Source organism: Cupriavidus sp. FW305-27 (assembly GCF_058787995.1).
Window position 1 is genome coordinate 43,445 of the sequence record NZ_JBYTAG010000024.1, and the last position, 18,583, is coordinate 62,027.

Below are 18,583 nucleotides of genomic sequence, written 5' to 3' on the forward strand. Positions count from 1 at the left end.
TACGATGAGCCGCGATGCGGCGACATTGCGCCGTCTTGCCGGGGCCGCGGTGGCATCGTTGGCGTTCGCGGCGTTGCCGCGTCCCGGTCAATCGCGCCCGCGCAAGCGCTAGCGGCGCAATCCAGAAATTGCTTGGGGAAGACATGATGGCCAGTCTGAATCTTACGTCGCCGGAGCCGGGAAACGATGGCTTGTTCCGTACGCGCCTGGCTGGCCATCACGCTCGTACCAGCGAGGCATTCAGTGCGCTTCGCGATCAGCTGGGGTTTTTGTCTTCCGCTCCGCACGGAGAGGCCGGCCTGTATGGTGGATCCGTTCCGGTCTCTGACGACCCCGAAGAAGGGAAGTGGGAGCTGATCAGCATCCGCGATGAGATCCTCCTGGTGGTCTCGGATGGCTACCTTACCCGGCAGCATAGTGAGAGCGTGCTGCCCGAGGGCTATATTGAATTCCATTTCATGGTCGCCGGTCCGGTGAGCGTTGAGTTCTCCGAGGCCGGAAGGATCGAAGTCACTTCGCCGAACCTCACTGTGGTGCATCAGGGCGATGACATGCATTACCAGGTGTCGTGTGGCCCGGGCCTCTGGCGCTCCGTTGGCCTCTATATCAGCCGTGAATACTTCCACAGTTTTCTGCGGGCTTCCATGGGTGTTGATGGCCCCCTTTGGCACCAATTGCAGAAGCTGCGAAATGAGCAAGTGTTTTGCCACCAGATGCCGGTCAATCCCGAGGTGCTGACCGCTGTCAAGCAACTGCTGGAGAATCCGTACGAAGGCTATCGGCGGCTGCTCTTCGCTCAGGCCAAGGCATACGAGGTGATGTGCGCATCATTGGATCTGTGGCAGGCCTATCTCGAAAGCCACCATACCGCCGAGGTGTTCTCTTCGCGCGACCTGCGCCTGATTGAGAAGGCGCGAGATCTTCTTGTCGGCGACCTTCGGCACATGATGACGATCCCGGAGCTGGCGCGCGCCGTGGGGACCAACACATCCAAACTCAAGCGCGGCTTCAAGTTTCTCTACGGTATGACAGTGTTTGAATGCGGCCATCGGGCGCGCATGGACAGGGCACTGGAGTTGCTGGGGAACCAACGCCTGAGTGTCAACGAGGTGGCGTTCGCAGTGGGCTATCAGCACCAGACGAGTTTTACGGCGTCTTTCCGCGATTACTTCGGCTTCGCTCCCAAGGATGCCAGGCGGATGGCCGACCTGCGCAACGTCCGGGCCCGTTCCTCATCCGCGCCGGGCGTTACCGCAGGAGAAGACCTGTAAGCCCTGCCGCGGCCGGAGATTGGCAAACTGCAGCATTTTCTAGTCGATCGGCATTCGTTGGTCGGGCCCGATACGACCCGCCGTGTTCCTCGCATAGGATCGTCCCCATACCCGACAGCGGGGTGCGATTGACGACGAGGAACGCATGGCAGTGATCAAAGTAAGGAACCCCCGTACCGGCGAACTGGATTACGAATTCATCCCTGCGGATGCAAGTACGGTAAGCCACGCGGTAGCGCGGGCAAGGGACGCGCAACGGGAGTGGTACGAAAAAGGGCTTGAACACCGTATTCAAGCGCTGTCGTCCTGGGCCAGGGCTTTGGAAAGCAAGGCAGACGCCATCACCGGTGCTCTGACAGTTGATACCGCTCGCGCCAGAATCTCCCGGGAAGAACTCGGTGCTGTTATCCATTTCATTCATGGGTATTGCGAAGCTGCACCGGAAGTCCTCGCTCAGCCATTCCGCAAGTTCCGCAATAACAGCGATGTCGTGTTCAAGACGACCCTGGTCCCATATCCGGTTGTCGGCGTCATCAGTCCGTGGAACTTCCCTTTGGTGCTTTCCTTCATCGATGCCATCCCCGCATTGCTCGCCGGTGCCGCGGTAGTCATCAAGCCAAGCGAGGTGACGCCCCGCTTCGTGGAGCCGTTGCGTGCGTCGATTGAAGGCGTGCCTGAGTTGCAGGGCGTGATCACGCTGCTCCAGGGCGCAGCGGAAACGGGTCGGGCCTTGCTTGCGGAAGTCGACGCCATTGTCTTTACCGGAAGCGTGGCGACCGGACGCAAGATCGCGGTTGCCGCCGCGGAGCGGTTCATCCCGGCATTCCTTGAGCTTGGCGGCAAGGACGCGGCAGTGGTGCTGGCCGGCTCAGATCTCGAACGTGCCGCCACCAGCATCCTCCGGAGTGCCATCTATAACACCGGGCAGGTTTGCTACGCAATCGAGCGGGTCTACGTGGACGAGTCCATCCATGAGGCTTTCGTGCAGGAACTGGTCCGACAGGTTCAGACGCTTCGCCGCAGTTCGGCAGCCACGGACGGGGGTCACTACGGGCCCTTCATTCATGCCGCCCAAGCGGAAATTGTCCGGGCACAGTTGCAAGACGCAGTCGTCAGGGGTGCCCGCATCGTTACCGGCGGTGCGGTGGAGAATGTCGGCGGTGCGGTGTGGCTCGACCCGACCATCGTGGTCGATGTGGACCACTCAATGGACCTGATGACGCAGGAGACGTTCGGCCCCGTGGTGCCGGTCATGCGCTTCTCCAGCGAAGATGAGGCAGTGCGCCTTGCGAATGACTCCATCTATGGCCTCAGCGGTGCAGTCTTTGGTCCGGATACGCATACCGCCGGCGATTTCGCGACGAAGATGGAAGCCGGTGGTGTCAGCATCAATGACACGGAACTGCAACGCGGCATGATGTTCGACGGGGAGAAGACGGCCTTCAAGTTCTCTGGCATGGGTGGCTCGCGCTACGGTGCGACGAGCATCCTGCGCTACGTCCGCAAACGTGCGCTCATCGCGAACGAAGGCGGTATCAAGCCACTGGACGAGCTCTCGGAATCCCTCTGAACCCAGGGCAACCTGTACCACGCCTTCCCCGGAGAAAACGATCATGTTGACAAGATTCAAGACGGCGGGCGTCGCCATGGCGGGCCTGGCGCTGGCGGCTGCCACGCTGGCCGCGCCCAGTGGCGCGGCCGAGACGGCCGCGAAAGGCGGCCCCCAAGGCAATACCGTTATCGGCATCGCCAACTTTGGTCCGCATCCCGCGCTGGATCAGAGCGTTTCCGGCTTCAAGGAGGAAATGCGCAAGCATGGCTACGTGGAAGGAAGGAACACCACGTACGTCTACAGCGACGCGAATTTCACGCCCGCGATGATCCCCCAGATCCTCGGGCAGATCGAGGCGAAGAGGCCGGCGGTGATCCTGACAGTCACAACCCCGGTTTCCCAGGCAGCGCTGTCGAGTATCACGGACAAGTCTCTGCCGATGGTGTTCTGTCTGATCAGCGATCCGGTGGCGGCTGGCCTCGTGCCCAACTGGCGCCAGGGTAGCGCGCGCTTCGTCGGATCGGCCAGTGCAATGGACTATGACGCCGTGCTGAGCTTCGCAAAGCGCATGTTCCCCGGCGCCAGGCGGTTCGGCGTGCTGTACTCCCCAGGGGAGGCAAACGATGTGGTGGCAATCAAGGCGATCGAAGCGGCGTCGGCGCGGCAAGGCTTGATCCTGCGTAGTATTAGTGTCGATGCCTCGATGGACGTGCCGCAGCGGACGCAGATGCTGTCGGACGTCGATTTCGTCTATGCCATCGGCTCTAATCTCGTGCAGTCGTCCATGCCGGCCGTGGCCTCCGTTACCGACCGCTACAAGATTCCTATCCTGAGCGCGGAGACAGAACTCATCAAGAAAAGCGGGGTGGTGGCAGTCGCTTACTCCGCCTCGTATGCAGCGCAGGGTGCGCAGGCAGCCCAACTGGCAGCAAAGATCCTGGATGGCAAGCGGCCCTCTGAGCTGGCGCCCGTCAAGCCGGGCCCCCAGGACTACACGACATTAATCAGCCGAAAGAAGCTCACGCAGCTGGGACGGCCGATTCCTGCGAGCATGGAGTCATGCAATTGCTTCGTTGATTGACCATGGATGCCTACGACGCCGGACGGCGGTCACGCACCGTACACGGTGTTTCGATTGGCATCCTGATGCTCGACACGGGGTTCGAGCGGCTGCCCGGCGACGTCGGGCATGCCGCAACCTGGCCATTTCCGGTCCAGTATGCGGTCATGCGCGGCGCCGATGCGGCGGCGGCAGCCCGCGGCGACACCGAGGGGATGCTGGCAGCTCTGGTGGCCGGTGCAAGGGAGCTGGTGGCTACCGGGGTTGATGCGATTGCCACCAGTTGCGGCTTTTTGGCGCCGCTGCAATCCCGACTGGCGGCAAGCTGTGCCGTTCCGGTCGCTACCTCCAGCCTTCTGCAGATCCCGATGGTGCAGCAACTCCTGCCGGCAGGACGCCGCGTCGGGATCCTGGCGGCAACACGAGCGGGGCTCACCGGTGAACTGTTTCGTGCGATCGGCGTGCCGCCCGACCTGCCAGTCGAAGCGCTCGATGAAAGCAGTACATTGCTTCGCGACCATCGCGAGAACCGGCTGCGGGTAGATGGACCGGCTCATCGCCAGGAAGTGGCTGCGGCAGCGCGGCGCCTGCTGCAGCGGCACCCCGATGTGGGCGCTATCGTCTGCGAGTGTGCCAATTTCCCGCGACATTCCAGGGCCCTCCGCGAGGCCACCGGATTGCCGATTTTCGATGCGGTAACACTGGTCCACTGGCTGCACGCGAGCGTGAGCCCTGCCTGCTACAATTGACGCCATGTCCTGACCCCGGCGATGCTGCGGCAGACTGATACTGACAGTCTGCCGCAGAGCCGTTACTGCGGCTGGTATCCGGCCGCTTTCACCAACTGGGCATTGGCCTTCCTGCTGCCTTCCGTAACGCGCGCCATGTCATCCGGGGTGCCAGTGCTGGCGATGATGCCGGATTCGGCAACCCGATCCTGGAAGGCCCTCGATCCGACGACCTTGTTGATGGCTGTGTTGTACTTTGTCACCAACGCCGGCGCGATGCCGGCCGGCGCGACGATGCCGATTGTCATGGCATCGCTCAGGCCGTTGACCCCGCGCTCGGCGTAGGTGGGGACGTCAAAGCCAGGCAGCCGTTCCGGTCCATCGACAGCCAGAAGCTTGAGCTTGCCGGCGCGGACGTGAGGCAGCGCGGCGGCCATTGCGCAGATCCCCGCGGGAATCTGTCCTGCCAGCAGGTCCTGCACCATCGGCGCATCTCCCTTGTAGGCAACGGCCTTGAGGTCCGCGCCGAAGGCCTTGTTCAGCAGCGAGATGGAAAACTCCGGCGCGCTCGCCGGTGCGGGAACGCCGACGTTGCCCCGGCCGGCCTTTGCTCTTGCCCATTGAGAAAAGGCCTTCAGGCTGTCGACTTCGGGCCCTACCATTTCCGGATTCACGACGAAGAAGTTCGGCATCGTCCCTACCAGGCCAACTGGAACGAAGTCCTTCTGGGGGTCAAATCCCGGATGGAGATTCGTAAAGGGAATCATGGCAGTGGTATGACTGTTGGTCAGGAACAGTGTATTGCCGTCGGGGCGGGCGGATTTGAGGACTTGTGCCGCGATTTGACCGCCGGCTCCTGGACGATTTTCCACAATGACTGGTCTCGCGATTTCTGCCTGCATGCCTTTGGCCAGCAGGCGAGCAACGACGTCGGTCACGCCGCCCGGCGGGAAACCGACGAGGATCCTGACAGGACCCTCCTGCGCCATACCGGTCTGTGCAGCGAGCGCCATGGGTAACACCACAAGACAGCGTGCCAACGAAGCGATGAATGGTTTCATGGGAGTTGATGTGGTTAGGAATTAGTCTCAGGCTGCACTTTGCCTTCAATGGAGGCAAAGTTGATTTGGAACCCGTTTCATGAGGAAACGGGTTCAGATTGCGAAAAGGCGCTTGAAGGACGGGCTGGTCGGGCGCGGCGCTGTTGCCGGCGCAAGCCTTTGCCAGCCGCCTCGGGTGCTTATCACCGCGCCGCTTTTCATGCCACGTACCCCATTTCCGAGTCGCGGTGGCGCGCGTCGCTGTCGCGCGCTTCGGCGCAGCCAAAGCCCGCCCCGCCGGGAACGTCGATGCGCAACACTTCGCCGGAGGGAACCGTCTGCAAGCCTAACGACTTGAGGGTCTCGCCGGTGGTGAGGCCAACCCATCCCGGTGCCCCGTCCATGCCGCCATTGCGGCCTCTCGCGGGGTTGCGCACACGGTCAAAGAGACCGAAGAACTGGAATGAAGTGCCGTCACGGGTGGACACTTCCACGCGCTGACCCAGGCCGCCTCGCCATTTGCCGGCGCCTCCCGATCCGGGCAGCAATTCCTTTTTCCATATGACGATGGGAGCAACGCTTTCGCAGATTTCCACTGGGATGGAACGGATGCCGCTTGGGAAGCAAGTTGCGGAGAGCCCGTCGCTGTTCGGACGCGCACCTGATCCGCCGGAGTTGAAGAACAGGATTTCGAATCCCTGCGGTTGCTCGCTGGTACCCTGCCCACGCAACTGGAGGCCCCAGTTGCATGCCGCACCCTCTGCCGGCACGCGGTCAGGCATCGCAGCGGCAAGCGCGCCCAGAACGACTTCCGGCAGGAACTGCCCGATGATATGTCGTGCGCAGACCGGGGCCGGGCGCTCCACATTGAGAATCGAGCCCACCGGGGCATTGACCTCGACCAGCGCAAGCGAACCGGCATTGTTGGGAACGGAAGGCGCGACCGCCGCCCGGACCCCAAAGGAGGCATAGGCCCGCGTGTAATTCAGAACCAGATTGATGCCACGCTGACTGGCGCCGGAAGTGCCATCGAAGGTCACTGAAACGCCATCCTCGGCAATTGTGACCTGGCACTCGATATGCACTGGAGTATCGTAGCCATCGAGCTCCATGCTGTGGTGAAACGTACCACGCGGCAGTTTCTCTATCGCTGCGCGCATGCCGGCGGCGGAGCGCTCGCAAACAAAGGCGCTTATCCTTTCCAGTCCCGCTTCACCCAGCTCATCCAGTGTTGCCACCAATCGCCTGCCGCTGCTCTCGTTGGCGGTGACGTAGGAAAGGATGTCGCCAATCACTGCCTCGGGTTGACGCACATTGACTCGCACCATCTCCAGAAGGTCTTCATTCAGCTGGCCTTTTCGCGCCAGCTTGAGCATTGGAATCTGAAGGCCTTCTTCATATACCGATTTTGCATCCGGCCCCATGCCAAGGCCGCCGATGTCGACCTGATGGCAGGTGCAGGCAAAGAAGCCGATGGCCCGGCCAGCCTGAAATACCGGAGACAACACAGTAATGTCGTGCAGGTGCCCCGAGGCAAGCCACGGGTCATTGGTAATGAAATGGTCGCCTTCGCTCATCTCCGCGAGCGGGTACTTCTTCAGGAAGTGCACCGTGCATGCGGCAAGGGAGTTCACGTGGCCTGGTGTTCCGGTAACCGCCTGAACGACAAGGCGTCCCTGCAAATCGAAGAGTCCGGCTGCCAGGTCGCCGGCTTCCCGTACGGTCGGCGAGAATGCGGTCCGCATCATGGTGCGTGCCTGCTCTTCAACCAGGGCATTGAGTCGGTCCCACAGGACTTGCAGGCGGATACTGGCAGGCATTGCGGCCGAGGCGACAGTAGTGCCCTGGGCACCCAGATCCTGATTGCGCAGGAGCTGGAGTTCGCCAGTCGACCCCAATGCAAAGGTAAAGCCCAGCGGGACCACGACTGTTGTTTCGTTTGTCGCAAGCAGAGCCGGCGCCGGTAGGGGAGCCGTCCGCTCGAGTTCCGCGATGCGATGAACCGCGTAGCTTTCCCAGGTTCTCGCGCCCTGGTCGAAGGCATCGCGGAATCCGGGAGACGCCGCTCCCATCGACCTGGCGGCGGGTGGGTGCCCAGGCATCGGAGCGGGGGTCGCCTGGACCTCCGAGGCTTCAACGCGGATGGTCCAGCCGAGGATCTCGACCTGCCCCGCTTCGACCGTGCGGCCGTAGGATGCGTGGTAGGCCGCCTCAAAGGCCTGCCTCAGGGATTCGCCGTCACCAGCCTGGAACCGCCGGGACGGCAACTGGACACGAATCTCGTGGCCCTGGCCACGGTAGCGCATCCAGGCCATGCGCTGTTCTGTCATGGGTTGCGTCGAGGCAGCTCGGCGAACCAGCTGGCGCAGGTCTGCGATGAGGGCATCGGCGATGGCATTGGCCGAATCGGGATCGAACTGCGCCGTGCAAAGAAGGACGCTGCGGGTGGCTTCGAAAGAGACAGGCGCCCGGAGAAAGCCCAAGGCTGAGCCCACACCTGCGCCGACAGGGACGATCACATGGTCCAGCCCGAGTTTGGCGGCGAGTCGAGCCCCATGGAGCGGGGCCATGCCGCCAATAGCGATCAGCGTTCGGCCATCCAGCCCTTTGCCGACTTCCACCGCGTGTTCGCGCACTGCGCTCGCCATGTTCTCATCGACAATTTCACAGACGCTCCAGGCGGCATCCTGGGCCGACATGCCGAGCGCGTCGCCCAGCCGTTCATACGCACGCTGGGCCGCGCCTCGATCGAGCTTCATCCTGCCGCCGCCGAATTCGTCGGGGTCGATTCTGCCCAGCAGCAGGTGCGCGTCCGTGACCGTGGGTGCTGTGCCGCCTCGGCCATAGCAAGCCGGCCCTGGCACCGAACTGGCACTTTCAGGTCCCACCTGCAGCCGACCGAGCGTGTCCCGATGTGCAATGGAGCCGCCACCGGCGCCGATTTCAGCCAGTTCGATGACCGGGAAGCGCAGCGGAATGCCGCTTCCGGCCTTGAAACGGGCGATACGCGCGACTTCCATTGAGCGCGCAGTCTGGGGCACGCCATTATCGATAAAGCAGAGCTTCGCTGTCGTCCCGCCAATGTCGACGAGCAGCGCACGATCCAGCTTGAGCGTTCGCGCAACATGGGCGGCGAGAATGGCTCCGCCTGCCGGCCCTGATTCGAGCAAGCGCACCGGAAAGCGTCGCGCTACTTCGGCTTCACACAAGCCGCCATTGGAGAGCATCAGCATCAATGGCGCGGCGATGCCAAGAGTCTCCATTTCGCGCTCAAGGCGCTCCAGGTATCCCGCCATGACGGGCTGGACGTAGGCGTTCGCGCAAACCGTGGCAAAGCGTTCGTACTCGCGGATTTCAGGCGCGACTTCGCAGGAGAGGGAAACGCGTATCCCGGGACGCCATGCGCGCAGCAGTTCCGCGGCCCGACGTTCGTGTTCCGGATTGGCAAAGCTATGCATGAACCCAATCGCGACAGCTTCCACCTTTGCTGCATCAAGCGTCGGCAATAGTTCTCGCAAGCCCTCCTCATCCAGGGGAAGCAGGATCTTGCCATCTGACGCCAGGCGCTCCCGCACCGTCAGCCGCAGGCAACGTGGGACGAGCGGCTCTGGCTTTTCCACATAGAGGTCATAATGGTCGTACCGGCTTTCGTTGCCCATTTCCAGGGTATCGCGGAATCCCTCTGTGGTAAGGAACGCGATGCGTGCGCCACGACGCTCGATGACCGCATTGGTCGCCAATGTGGTGCCGTGCACGAGGGTCTTGACATCAGCCGGCTGAAGGCCCGCTGCAGCCAGTATCTGGCGGGTGCCTTCCACAACTGCAACTTCTGGTGCGTGGGGCGTTGTAAGTACCTTGAGGAAGTGGTGACGCACGGCACCATCGTGAAAAACCTCAAGTGCGAAATCGGTGAACGTACCGCCAATGTCTATACCCAGCCTGGCCATTTCTTGAAATACTCCTCGCCGTGACGTACGGAGGTATTTCTCGATTGAGACGGGAGATATAGCCTCGGCGTACCGTTACTTGATCAATACAATGCATTGCCGATCATTGTATGAACCGAGGTTTGCCGGAGGAGTATTGATTCGGCGGAACATTGAGGATTGCGGAACTAACGTACTGGGAGTGCCGTATCCAGCATGTCTGCCCGGTGGAGCCATATCATGGCTGCTCTGCTCTGCTCTGCTCTGCTCTGCTCTGCTCTGCTCAGGGCCGAGCACCGGCCAGCCATGCCAAAGGCGGAAGTGAGCCCTTGGACGGTCTTTCATCGCTCGCTGCAGAGGGCTGCGCGCAACCAGGTGCCCCTCAGCGCGGCTGGAGCGCGCGAGTCCTTTCGACCGTGCCGGTTTCCCGTGAAGATCTGCTATGGCATGCGTACGGCTTGGCCGATCCTGCTCATTCGACCGTGGCTCCGGACGCCTTTACGATGTCCTTCCACTTCAGATAGTCGCTTTGCACAAGCTGGGAGAATTCTGCTGCGGACATGGACTTCGCTTCCGCGCCCTGTTCGTTGATGTTATGGATGACGGCTGGCTTGGCCATTGCCTTGTTCACTTCCATGCCAATGCGTTCCACAACGTCCTTCGGTGTCTTCGCAGGGGCGAAGAGTCCATACCAGGAACTGACGTCAACCTGCTTGTACCCGCTCTCGGCGACGGTGGGTACTTCGGGCAAGGCGGAACTACGCGTCGCTGAGGTGACGGCCATGGCCCGCACCTTGCCCGACTTGATCTGCGCCAGGGCCGATGGGACTGACGAGATCATGATGTTCACATTCCCGGCCATGGTGTCGACCAGCGCAGCGTTGGAGCCTTTGTAGGGGACATGCAAGAGCTTGATGCCGGCGGCATGGCCAATGATCTCGGCGGCAAGATGGGCTGTGGTGCCGTTGCCCGGCGACGCGTATGTGACCGTGCCAGGTGATTTCCGAGCGGCCGTCACCAGATCCTGGAACGATTTGTAAGGCGAATTCTTAGGCGTGACGATAACCAGGGGGACGTAGGCGACATGAGCGATCGCCACGAGATCCTTGCGCGGGTCGTAGGTCACGGCTTTGTTCACCCATGGCGCGACCACGACATTGTCCTTCTGCCCCATCACGATGTCGTATCCAGTCGGGGCGGCCTTGACCACATCGGATATACCGATTGTCCCGCCGGCACCAGGCTTGTTGTCTGGGACGAACGTCCACTTGGTGTTCTGAGACACCTCGTTTGCGACGATGCGAGACAGGATGTCCGTGCCGCCACCAGGCGGAAAAGGGATAACCAACCGGATTGGCTTGGTTGGCCATGTTGTTTCTGCATGGGCCGCGGAAGTTCCCGCCATCACGCCACACATGAGCAGAAACGCTGCAGTCATTCCCTTCTTCATCCTTGTCTCCTGTTCTCGATATCTCTGAACCAGCCTGAACGTCGCCAGACTTCTACGGTCACGAATGGATTGCGTCACCACGCTGGGTATCACGTGGCGGCAGGGTCAATCCATATGGGCAGCTGCCGGTTGGGCGAGCCCGGGCCCGCGGTGCTTGGCCACGATGGCATCCACGTCGCTTGCGGCACAACCGGCAGATTCCAGAACCTCACGGGTGTGCTCGCCAATGCGCGCGATTGGCATGCGAGGCTGTAGCCGTGCGCCATCCAGCGAGAACGGCAGCAGGGGAACTTCGGTGGTGCTGCCGTCATCGACCTGAAGCTTCGCCAGCCCGCCACTCTCTTTGAGATGCGGGTCGTCGAAGAGCTCTTCGGGACGGGTGATCTCAGCAAACGGTACGTTGCCTGCTTCAAAAGCAGCCGTCAGCATTTCGGCACGGAAGGCCTTCAGCGTTTCTCCAAGCGTCGGCAACAGCCAATCTCTTGCCAGTACCCTGTCGTTGTTGGAAAGCAGGCGCTGGTCCTCAAGGAGATCGTTCCTGCCGATGATGTGGCAAAGCGTCCGCCACTGGGCGTCTCCCGTGGCGGCAATAAACATCTGGTGACCGTCCGCCAGCTGGAACACATCGTAGACTGCCCAGGCACTGATCCGTGCCGGCATCGGGGCCGCAGGTTGTCCGGTCACGGCGTACTGCTGCATATGCTGCGCAGACAGGAGGACGCAGTTCTCGAACAGGCCGGACTGAACCTCCTTGCCTGCGCCGGTGGCGTTGCGTTCGTACAGGGCAGCCAGGACGCCGATTGCGCCGAACATGCCACCCATAATGTCATTGACTGAACTGCCAGCTCGTAAAGGGCGTCCGACCGGGCCCGTCATGTAGGCTAGCCCCGCCATCATCTGTACAACTTCGTCGAGAGCGAGACGTTTCTCGTATGGTCCGCTAAGAAAGCCTTTGTGCGAGACATAGATCAGCTTCGGGTTGCGCTTGCGAAGCGTTTCATAGTCCAGGCCGAGAGCCTTCATCCGCCCGGGCTTGAAGTTCTCAAGAAAGACGTCGGCGCTGTCAATCAGCTTCAGCAAGGCTTCCATGTCCTTGTTTTCGCTCACCTCGACTGCGATGCTCTTCTTGTTTCGGTTGAATGCCCGAAAGAACCCTGCGCCTGCCCCCAGTAACCGGCGAGTGCTGTCACCCTTGGGCGGTTCGACCTTGATTACCTCCGCCCCTAGATCAGCAAGGATCAGTCCGCATGCCGGACCCATGACCATGTGAGTCATTTCAATGACTCGAATTCCGCTCAGCGGTAGACGTTGCGCTGCCGAAGTGCTTGCGCTACTCATTTATGTGCTCCGAATGCGCCGAGCTTTTGGGGAACTGCTCCCTGCTGCCGCCCGGGGCAAGCTCAAATTCCCACAAACGCTCAGGGGTCAGAGCTTGCCTCCACGGGGGGCCTGCAGCAATCCCATTCCGACGATGGCAGCCATCGTCCTACGCGATGGTCGAACCGGCGGCCCCCGCTTGCCGTAACCTTGCCGGGATTTCCCTAGGGCAGTGTTCGCGTCAAATGCGCAAGAAATCGGTTCGCAGCGGAAGAGAGTTGGTCGGCGTGGCGAACACAAATGACGAATTTTCGTGTCGCCCACGCATCGATCAACTTGATTACGCAGAGATCGTAGAGCGGCTGGTACTTTTCTACCGCTTCTGCAGGCAGCACGGCAAGGCCTAGATTTAGGTGAATCAGCCGACACGCCGCGTCGAACGTAGTGACATTGGCCCGATACCTGATGGTTCGCCTGTTCTCATATGCAACTCTGCGGGTAAGCGCATGCAGGGCGACGTTGGGTGCGAAGCCAATATGCTCGTAGCCGAGCGTGTCCGCAAAAGATACCTCGCTCCGGCTCGCCAGAGGGTGGCTGCGATGCACGACGACACAGAAGTGATCCGCGCGGAATGGCAGCATTTCTACTTCCCGTTCCGCCACAAAGTCACGACAGATGCCAATGTCTGCGCTGCCCTCGGCAATGCCTCTGACGATCTCCGAACTTGCGCGTTCCTCAAGAACTACGTGAATGTTCTCGTGGGTCTGCAGAAAGGACGCGATCTCTTCAGGCAGAAACTCAACGATGGAGGAAATGTTCGCAAGAACCCGGACCAGGCCCCGGACTCCAGAGGAGAACTCGCTCAGGTCGGATTGCATTTGTTCAACACCCTGCATCAGGTGCCTGGCATGCCGAAGAAGGATGTCTCCCGCCGGCGTGGGGTTCACGCCACGTGAGCTGCGGATCAGTAGTTGCGTGCCGAGTGCGCGCTCAATATCGGCCACACGCTTGCTCACTGCTGCCGCAGCCATGCCCTCTCGCTCGCTGGCACGGGCGATGCTGCCTTCCTCACAGACCGCGATGAAGAGCCGAAGAGTGACGGGATCCGGTTGCCACATTATTGAAGAATCCTGAGCGTCAGGTGAATGAGAAAACGGAAGCCTCAGGGATGTGCTTGCCGCTGGCTGTCTGGCGAATCATTGCACATCTTGCGCGGCGGTAGCGTTGGCCCTCCGGTACAACGGACTATCAGAGCGTGTCGGCATGCAGGAAAGATCCTCGCGCAGCTGCGTTCAGGGAAGTGACGGCGTGCGAGGCCGGATGACGCGTCTAACGACGAAACACCCCGGGCCCGCCGCGGCGGTGTCGGACGCTTTCCGTCATCGCCGATGGTTTGGCCGGAGGATCGCCAACTGCTCCCGAATCGCGCGCTCATCTGTGGGGACGAGGCAGTACGCAAGCCCGATCCGACTGATCAGGGCGATGACGCTGTCCAGGGAAGCGACGGAGGGGCCGTGGCACTCGGCATAGCGCTGATACGGCTCTGCCAGCAAGTCGCGCCACATCGGCGCGATGTTCTCGAGGATGTAGGTGAAGACTTCCGACGTTGCGCCCTTCGCCAGATAGGTGTGGTGGAAGCCACCGTTGTGCCGGTCGAGGTGGCGCACGGAGAAGCATACGCATTCCTCGAGGTAGGTCTCGAAGTTATCCTCGAACGCGCCCAGGCTGCGTCGCATCTCTTCGAAGAACGCAGCGTTCTCGGCGCTGATAACCGCAACTGTCGGCTCATGTGCACCCTCGTGAGATTCGAGGCCGGATCTCTTGTCCTGTCCAGGGAAACGGCCCCGTGGTCATTTTCTCATGCCATGGCACAAATATCCAATTTGTGCCATTAGCTGGCGCACATTCAAGATTATGTGTCATAGCATGGCGCGATCGAACCAGATGCCGTTGGCACGAGCATGCGCAGCGAGGAACGGCGCTCCGCTTCGGCGCCGCCAACTCAGGGATGGGCTAGCGCCTCAGTTCAGCACGCCGTACGCACGCGCTTCAAAGATAGCCTGCGTGCGCGTCTTGACCGCCAGCTTCTTATAGATGTTCTTGACGTGCGACTCGATGGTCAGCCGCGACAGTGACAGTGCGTCGGCGATCTCGCGGTTGGTCGACCCCTTGTTGATGAAGACGAGGATCTCGGTCTCGCGTGCGCTGAGCAGCGGCTTTACGCTTCCCGTCGGTGAAAGCCTGGTCTCGGCGGGTGCGGCCTTGGGTACCAATGTCGTGAGTAGCCGCTTGGCAATGGACGGATCGATCGGCGTGCCACCGCGCAGCGCGCCCCGCAGGCACACCGTCAGCTCGATGTCGTCGCGCTCCTTGAGCAGGTAGCCGGTGGCGCCGGCGATCAGCGCGCCGACGATTTCCGTGTCCGTGCCCGGTGATGCAATCACGACGATGGGCAGATCCGGGGCACGCTCGCGCAGGCACCGGATCAGCTCGATGCCACTGCCATCGGGCAGGCTGGTGTCGACCAGCGCCATGTCGAACGGACCCTGATCCACCAGCGCGCAGGCCTGCGCGATGGTGCCCGCGAACGAGAGCGCGCCGGCCGCGTAGTCGAGCACGGTGAGGATCCCGCAAAGGCGCGTCAGCATCGGGCTCTCGTGCCCGACCAGCAGCAGTTGGCCACGCATGACGTTTCGGCGGCTATCGGAGAGCGTCGCGTTCGTTGGCATGGAGAAAGGCATGGGGGCTGGTGCGACCAGGGATGCGAGCTGCATGCCCGGTCGGGTGCAGTTCAGATGATCAGCGGCGCTGATTTCACCATCGGACCCGCAGTGATGCAATACGGCAACTGTCGTATGCGATTGACATGGCTGACCCCTTTCTCGTTCTGGTTTGACCCTTGGTAGCGGCGCATGCCACGGTATTACATGGCATGCAGCTGGGCCTTGGGTAGAAGTAAAGCCCAATCAGGCGGTTTTTCCTATACCTGAAATCAGGCAGAGGCTGCTGCCGCGTTGGGGCAAGCCATCTCCCCCGAATGAGGCTGGGGGCCAGCCAGGCAGGTTTGCGATACCGCGCGGCGCAACCTCGGGCGGTAGCCCTGCTGATCAAAATACCAATTCTCAGGGATTGTGCCCGACCTCACCGTCACCTTAAATTCCGCTTGAATTTGCGCGCCGCAACTAGAAACACAGAAAGGGTCAACGATGGAACGGCGCGCAAAGACAAGGTGCCTTCGTCGTGCCGCAGCACGCCATGCGCGAGCCGGCTGGCGCGGAGCCACCAGCGGGGTCGAGCGCGTGCAGCCTGCTGCCTGCGCACTGCGCCAGGTAGGAACGGGTAACAAAAAGTGGGTTTGCCAGCGAGGGCATCCGTCTTCCGCAGCCGCCATGCCGGCCCTGCGGCGCGATGCGCTTCGACCTTTTTCGGACCGGTTGCGCCGGCCCGGGGGACTGGTTTTGCCTTCAGCACGGGCTGCCGTGCGAAACCGATGATTTGACCGGACACATTCGAGTCCTTCCGGAGAGTTCCATGTCCAATAGTCTGCAGAAGTGGGTAGGGCGAAATCGCCCGCCTCGGGTCCAGATTTCATATGACGTAGAGGTCGGTGACGCGGTCGAGAAGCGCGAACTGCCCATGGTGGTCGGCCTGCTGGCGGACCTGTCCGGGCAACCGGCAGTGCCGCCGCCCAAGCTCAAGGAACGGCGCTTCATCGAGATCGACCGCGACAACTTCGACGGGATCATGGGCAAGATCGCGCCGCGCCTGGAGTTGTCCGTGCCCGACACCATGAAGGGCGACACCAATCTCAAGGTCGAACTGCGCTTCGACAAGTTCAGCGACTTCCATCCCGAAAGCCTGGTGGCGCAGGTGCCGCGCCTGGCCAAGCTGCTGGAAGCACGCCAGCAACTGCGCGACCTGCTCGGCAAGCTCGATGGCAACGACGAACTCGACGTGCTGCTCGAGCGCATCGTCAACAACGCCGATGAGCTCAAGCTGGTGCGCAGCGAAGCCGACTCCGGCGCCGCGGCGGCACAGCCGGAAACCGGAGACGCCACGCCGGCATGACGCGGCGGCGGGCGCGGGCATCGAGGCCCGCAGGACGCAACGAATTCACAAAGGGTGAACCAGATGGCAAAGAACTCCGCAGCGGACAACGCGAGCGCCGAATCAAAGGGGAGCACCACGGCCGCAGCCGAGCGTGAACTGACGCTGCTCGACCGTATCGTGCAGGAAGGCAATATGGCGGTGGAGCCGTCGCAGAGCGGCTATGCCAGGAAGCTGATCGGCCAGCTGGCCTCGCAGATCCTTGACGAGGGCATGCGCACCAGCCCGGACAAGAGCCTGGTGGCAACCATCAACGAGCGCGTGGCCGAGATCGACCGCCTGCTGAGCGACCAGCTCAACGCGATCATGCACGACCCCGCGTTCCAGGCGCTGGAAGGCGCGTGGACCGGCCTGCACGACATGGTCTACGGCACCGAGACCGGCACCAGCCTGAAGCTGCGCCTGCTCAACGTGACCAAGGCCGAGCTGCTGAAGGATCTTGAAACCGCAGTCGACCACGACATGAGCGTGCTGTTCAAGAAGATCTACGAAGAAGAGTACGGCACCTTCGGCGGCCATCCCTACACGCTGCTGATCGGCGACTACAGCTTCGGCCGCCATCCGCAGGACGTGGCGCTGCTTGAGCGGATATCGAAGGTGGCAGCCGCCGCCCATGCACCGTTCATCACCAGCGCGGCGCCGAGCCTGTTCGACCTGCGCGCTTTCACCGAGCTGGGCGTGACGCGCGACCTGGCCAAGATCTTCGAGAGCGCGGAGCTGGCGCAGTGGCGCGGCTTCCGCGAAACCGAGGATTCGCGCTATGTGTCGCTGGTGCTGCCGTCCTACGCGGCGCGCCTGCCTTACGGCGCCAGGACCAATCCGGTCGAGAGCTTCAATTTCGAAGAAGACGTCGACGGCACCGACCACAGCAAGTACCTGTGGGCCAACTCGGCCTACCAGCTGGGCCTGCGCATCACCGACGCGCATGCCAAGTACAACTGGTCGACCGCCATCCGCGGCGTTGAAGGCGGCGGCAAGGTCGACGGCCTGGTTGCGCATACCTACAAGACGGATGAAGGCGACGTCGCGCTCAAGTGCCCGACCGAGGTCACCATCACCGACCGCCGCGAGAAGGAGCTCAACGACCTGGGCTTTATCGCCATCGTCAACGCCAAGGGCTCGAACAGCGCCACCTTCTTTGGCAGCCAGACGGCAAACAAGCCCAAGGTCTACAACAAGGACCAGGCCAACGCCAACGCGCAGTTGTCTGCCCGACTGCCGTATGTGCTGGCGGCTTCGCGCTTTGCGCACTACCTGAAGGTGATCATGCGCGACAAGGTGGGCAGCTTCCAGGCGCGCGGGGACGTGGAGCGCTACCTGAACAACTGGATCGCCGACTACGTGCTGCTCAATCCCTCCGCGACGCCGGAGGCCAAGTCGCGCTTTCCGCTGAGCGCCGCGCGCGTCGACGTGACCGAGGTGCCGGGCAAGCCCGGCGCCTACCGTGCCACGTGTTTCCTGAAGCCGCACTTCCAGATGGAAGAACTGACCGCATCGATTCGCCTGGTTGCAGACCTGCCGGCAGCGGCAGCGTAGACCGGCAGACTCGCATCCCGGCATCCCCGGACATAACGGAACTGAGAGAGCACAGACACCATGGACACCATCATTCTCGACATCCCCGAGATCAAGGGCAGCAACAAGCAGCAGACTGGCCGTGCCGCCGAGCGCATCCAGATCTATTCGTTCTCGCACGGCGTGGCGATGGCCGTGACCAATGACCCGGCCAACTCGAAGCGCACCTCGGGCAAGGCGCAGTTCCAGAGCATGACGATGTCAAAGAAGACCGACCAGGCCACGCCCGGCCTGTACGCCGCGTGCGCCGCCGGCAAGTCGCTCGGCGATGTGAAACTCGAGATCGGACGAACCGAAGACGGTGCGTTCCGCTCGGAGATGACCTACACGCTGAGCGACGCGATCGTCGAGTCCATCCAGACCGCTGGCGGCATGGGCGATTCCTCCGACACGTTCACGCTCGACTTCACCCGCATCACCGCGTTCTTCACGCAACAGAAGGGCGACGCGCAGAAGGAAGGCACGGCGGCGTTCGGCTGGGACCTGGTGGAGAACATGGCCTGCGCAGTGTCCGCGCCGCCGGAGCCGCAGAAGAAGGCGGCGTAAGCGGGGCTGCA

14 protein-coding genes are annotated in these 18,583 nt (G+C 62.0%); 7 read left to right on the top strand and 7 right to left on the bottom strand.

The features are described 5' to 3' along the window. The first annotated feature begins 143 nt into the window (after positions 1-143). The 4 genes from AC3WRI_RS13880 to AC3WRI_RS13895 all read left to right on the top strand — a co-directional run bounded on the left by AC3WRI_RS13880 (position 144) and on the right by AC3WRI_RS13895 (position 4,632). Positions 144-1,271 (top strand): helix-turn-helix domain-containing protein, encoded by a 1,128-nt coding sequence (locus AC3WRI_RS13880; protein WP_492293435.1) that lies wholly within the window; start codon positions 144-146, stop codon positions 1,269-1,271. 145 nt (positions 1,272-1,416) lie between these two features. Then, complete coding sequence (locus AC3WRI_RS13885; RefSeq protein WP_492293436.1) at positions 1,417-2,841, top strand: aldehyde dehydrogenase family protein; 1,425 nt, start codon at positions 1,417-1,419, stop codon at positions 2,839-2,841. Between the two features lie 43 nt (positions 2,842-2,884). Continuing rightward, complete coding sequence (locus tag AC3WRI_RS13890; protein WP_492293437.1) at positions 2,885-3,904, top strand: ABC transporter substrate-binding protein; 1,020 nt, start codon at positions 2,885-2,887, stop codon at positions 3,902-3,904. 2 nt (positions 3,905-3,906) lie between these two features. Next, entirely contained in the window at positions 3,907-4,632 is a 726-nt protein-coding gene (locus AC3WRI_RS13895; RefSeq protein WP_492293438.1) for an aspartate/glutamate racemase family protein, read from the top strand. Positions 4,633-4,694: 62 nt separating this feature from the next. Here the strand turns inward: AC3WRI_RS13895 and AC3WRI_RS13900 are convergent, their stop codons facing one another. The 7 genes from AC3WRI_RS13900 to AC3WRI_RS13930 form a co-directional block, all read right to left on the bottom strand. Continuing rightward, the gene (locus AC3WRI_RS13900; protein ID WP_439669447.1) at positions 4,695-5,672 is read right to left on the bottom strand and encodes a Bug family tripartite tricarboxylate transporter substrate binding protein; all 978 of its coding nucleotides are present in this window, start codon (positions 5,670-5,672) and stop codon (positions 4,695-4,697) included. A gap of 197 nt (positions 5,673-5,869) precedes the next feature. Next, the gene (locus AC3WRI_RS13905) at positions 5,870-9,598 is read right to left on the bottom strand and encodes a hydantoinase B/oxoprolinase family protein (RefSeq protein WP_492293439.1); all 3,729 of its coding nucleotides are present in this window, start codon (positions 9,596-9,598) and stop codon (positions 5,870-5,872) included. 451 nt (positions 9,599-10,049) lie between these two features. Beyond that, a complete protein-coding gene (locus tag AC3WRI_RS13910; RefSeq protein ID WP_439669443.1) occupies positions 10,050-11,027 on the bottom strand; it encodes a Bug family tripartite tricarboxylate transporter substrate binding protein in 978 nt (325 codons plus the stop codon). A 105-nt stretch (positions 11,028-11,132) separates the two neighbouring features. After that, positions 11,133-12,365, bottom strand: a complete 1,233-nt coding sequence (locus AC3WRI_RS13915) for a CaiB/BaiF CoA transferase family protein (protein WP_492293440.1) — start codon at positions 12,363-12,365, stop codon at positions 11,133-11,135. Between the two features lie 203 nt (positions 12,366-12,568). Beyond that, positions 12,569-13,462 carry a LysR family transcriptional regulator gene (locus AC3WRI_RS13920; RefSeq protein ID WP_011617870.1) on the bottom strand — a complete coding sequence of 298 codons (894 nt, stop codon included), beginning with the start codon at positions 13,460-13,462 and terminating at the stop codon, positions 12,569-12,571. A 261-nt stretch (positions 13,463-13,723) separates the two neighbouring features. Then, the gene (locus AC3WRI_RS13925) at positions 13,724-14,080 is read right to left on the bottom strand and encodes a hypothetical protein (RefSeq protein WP_439669438.1); all 357 of its coding nucleotides are present in this window, start codon (positions 14,078-14,080) and stop codon (positions 13,724-13,726) included. Positions 14,081-14,365: 285 nt separating this feature from the next. Continuing rightward, positions 14,366-15,031, bottom strand: coding sequence for a LuxR C-terminal-related transcriptional regulator (locus AC3WRI_RS13930; RefSeq protein ID WP_231881469.1), 666 nt, complete (start codon positions 15,029-15,031; stop codon positions 14,366-14,368). Between the two features lie 844 nt (positions 15,032-15,875). Here AC3WRI_RS13930 and tssB point away from each other — a divergent pair. The 3 genes from tssB (at position 15,876) to AC3WRI_RS13945 (ending at position 18,572) form a co-directional block, all read left to right on the top strand. Beyond that, a complete protein-coding gene (tssB, locus tag AC3WRI_RS13935; protein ID WP_011617867.1) occupies positions 15,876-16,412 on the top strand; it encodes a type VI secretion system contractile sheath small subunit in 537 nt (178 codons plus the stop codon). 63 nt (positions 16,413-16,475) lie between these two features. Next, a complete protein-coding gene (tssC, locus tag AC3WRI_RS13940; RefSeq protein WP_492293441.1) occupies positions 16,476-17,987 on the top strand; it encodes a type VI secretion system contractile sheath large subunit in 1,512 nt (503 codons plus the stop codon). A 60-nt stretch (positions 17,988-18,047) separates the two neighbouring features. Continuing rightward, the gene (locus AC3WRI_RS13945; RefSeq protein WP_010810734.1) at positions 18,048-18,572 is read left to right on the top strand and encodes an Hcp family type VI secretion system effector; all 525 of its coding nucleotides are present in this window, start codon (positions 18,048-18,050) and stop codon (positions 18,570-18,572) included. Positions 18,573-18,583 lie beyond the last annotated feature (11 nt).

Bases quoted from the DNA above. Each gene is read 5' to 3' on its own strand.
- AC3WRI_RS13880 (WP_492293435.1), top strand. From the start codon at position 144: ATGATGGCCAGTCTGAATCTTACGTCGCCGGAGCCGGGAAACGATGGC.
- AC3WRI_RS13885 (WP_492293436.1), top strand. From the start codon at position 1,417: ATGGCAGTGATCAAAGTAAGGAACCCCCGTACCGGCGAACTGGATTAC.
- AC3WRI_RS13890 (WP_492293437.1), top strand. From the start codon at position 2,885: ATGTTGACAAGATTCAAGACGGCGGGCGTCGCCATGGCGGGCCTGGCG.
- AC3WRI_RS13895 (WP_492293438.1), top strand. From the start codon at position 3,907: ATGGATGCCTACGACGCCGGACGGCGGTCACGCACCGTACACGGTGTT.
- AC3WRI_RS13900 (WP_439669447.1), bottom strand. From the start codon at position 5,672: ATGAAACCATTCATCGCTTCGTTGGCACGCTGTCTTGTGGTGTTACCC.
- AC3WRI_RS13905 (WP_492293439.1), bottom strand. From the start codon at position 9,598: ATGGCCAGGCTGGGTATAGACATTGGCGGTACGTTCACCGATTTCGCA.
- AC3WRI_RS13910 (WP_439669443.1), bottom strand. From the start codon at position 11,027: ATGAAGAAGGGAATGACTGCAGCGTTTCTGCTCATGTGTGGCGTGATG.
- AC3WRI_RS13915 (WP_492293440.1), bottom strand. From the start codon at position 12,365: ATGAGTAGCGCAAGCACTTCGGCAGCGCAACGTCTACCGCTGAGCGGA.
- AC3WRI_RS13920 (WP_011617870.1), bottom strand. From the start codon at position 13,462: ATGTGGCAACCGGATCCCGTCACTCTTCGGCTCTTCATCGCGGTCTGT.
- AC3WRI_RS13925 (WP_439669438.1), bottom strand. From the start codon at position 14,080: ATGCGACGCAGCCTGGGCGCGTTCGAGGATAACTTCGAGACCTACCTC.
- AC3WRI_RS13930 (WP_231881469.1), bottom strand. From the start codon at position 15,031: ATGCGTGGCCAACTGCTGCTGGTCGGGCACGAGAGCCCGATGCTGACG.
- tssB (WP_011617867.1), top strand. From the start codon at position 15,876: ATGTCCAATAGTCTGCAGAAGTGGGTAGGGCGAAATCGCCCGCCTCGG.
- tssC (WP_492293441.1), top strand. From the start codon at position 16,476: ATGGCAAAGAACTCCGCAGCGGACAACGCGAGCGCCGAATCAAAGGGG.
- AC3WRI_RS13945 (WP_010810734.1), top strand. From the start codon at position 18,048: ATGGACACCATCATTCTCGACATCCCCGAGATCAAGGGCAGCAACAAG.